Below are 1392 nucleotides of genomic sequence, written 5' to 3' on the forward strand. Positions count from 1 at the left end.
TCACATATTCGGGTAATTTGGCCCGTCGCCGCCCTGGGGGGTGGTCCAGGTGATGTTCTGGGAGGGGTCCTTGATGTCGCAGGTCTTGCAATGGACGCAGTTCTGGAAGTTGATCACGAAGCGCGGGCCCTCCGCGTCCTCGACCACCTCGTAGACGCCCGCCGGGCAGTAGCGCTGCGCGGGCTCGGCGTATTCGGGCAGGTTGACGCGGATCGGGACGGTGGGATCGGTCAGCTTCAGGTGGCAGGGCTGGCTTTCCTCGTGGTTGGTGAAGCTGAATGCCACGTTGGTCAGCCGGTCGAAGGAGAGCTTGCCGTCGGGCTTGGGATAGTCGATCGGCTGGAAGTCCTTCGCCTTGCCGGTGGCCTCGGCATCCGTCTTGCCGTGCTTCCAGGTCCGCAGGAGGTTGCGGCCCGTCAGCCCCGCCCCCCACATGTCCATGCCGCCCAGCACCAGCGACGGCCACAGGCCGTAGCGCGACCAGGCGGGCTTGACGTTGCGCACCTTTTTCAGGTCCTGGCCGATGTCGCCGGTGCGCACCGCCGTGTCGTAATCCGTCAGCCGGTCCCCCGCGCGGCCCGCCGCGATGGCCGCCGCCGCCGCCTCGGCCGCCGCGATCCCCGACAGCATCGCGTTGTGGTTGCCCTTGATGCGCGGCACGTTGACCATGCCCGCCGAGCAGCCCAGCAGCACGCCGCCCGCAAACGACAGCTCGGGCAGCGACTGCCAGCCGCCCTCGCTGATGGCGCGGGCGCCATAGGAGATGCGCTTGCCCCCTTCCAGCAGGTCGGCCACCATCGGGTGGTGCTTGAAGCGCTGGAACTCCATGTAGGGATACAGATACGGGTTCTCGTAGTTCAGGTGCACCACGAAGCCCACCATCACCAGGTTGTCCTCGTAATGATAGATGAAGGAGCCGCCGCCGGCGTTCTTGCCCAAGGGCCAGCCCATCGTGTGCACGACCCGGCCTTGTTGGAACTTCTCGGGGCGGACCTCCCAGATCTCCTTCATGCCCAAGCCGTATTTCTGCGGCTCGTGGCCCTCCGACAGGTTCAGCTTGGCGATGATCTCCTTGGCCAAGGACCCGCGCACGCCCTCGCCGATGAAGACATACTTGCCGTGCAGCTCCATGCCGGGCTCGTAGTGCGGGCCCGGGGTGCCGTCGGATTGCAGCCCCATCTCGCCCGCGACCACGCCACGCACGCGATCGGTGCCGTCTTCGTTTTTGGCCCAGACCACCTGGCTTGCCGCCATGCCCGGAAAGATCTCGACGCCCAGCTCCTCGGCCTGTTCCGCGAGCCAGCGGCAGACGCTGCCCATCGAGACGATGTAGTTGCCGTGATTGTTCATCAGCCGCGGCATCGGCCAGTTCGGCACCCGCACCTGCCCCGC

Annotated in this window: 1 protein-coding gene; it reads right to left on the reverse strand. The window is 66.6% G+C overall.

The genetic code is table 11. The features are described from left to right. Window positions 1-1392: electron transfer flavoprotein-ubiquinone oxidoreductase (locus tag OU682_RS23955; protein WP_268944678.1), on the reverse strand; the 1392-nt coding region annotated here is incomplete at its 5' end.

Origin of the sequence: Paracoccus benzoatiresistens, from assembly GCF_026913015.1 — a bacterium.
In the GTDB taxonomy this organism is placed as follows: Bacteria; Pseudomonadota; Alphaproteobacteria; order Rhodobacterales; family Rhodobacteraceae; genus Paracoccus; species Paracoccus benzoatiresistens.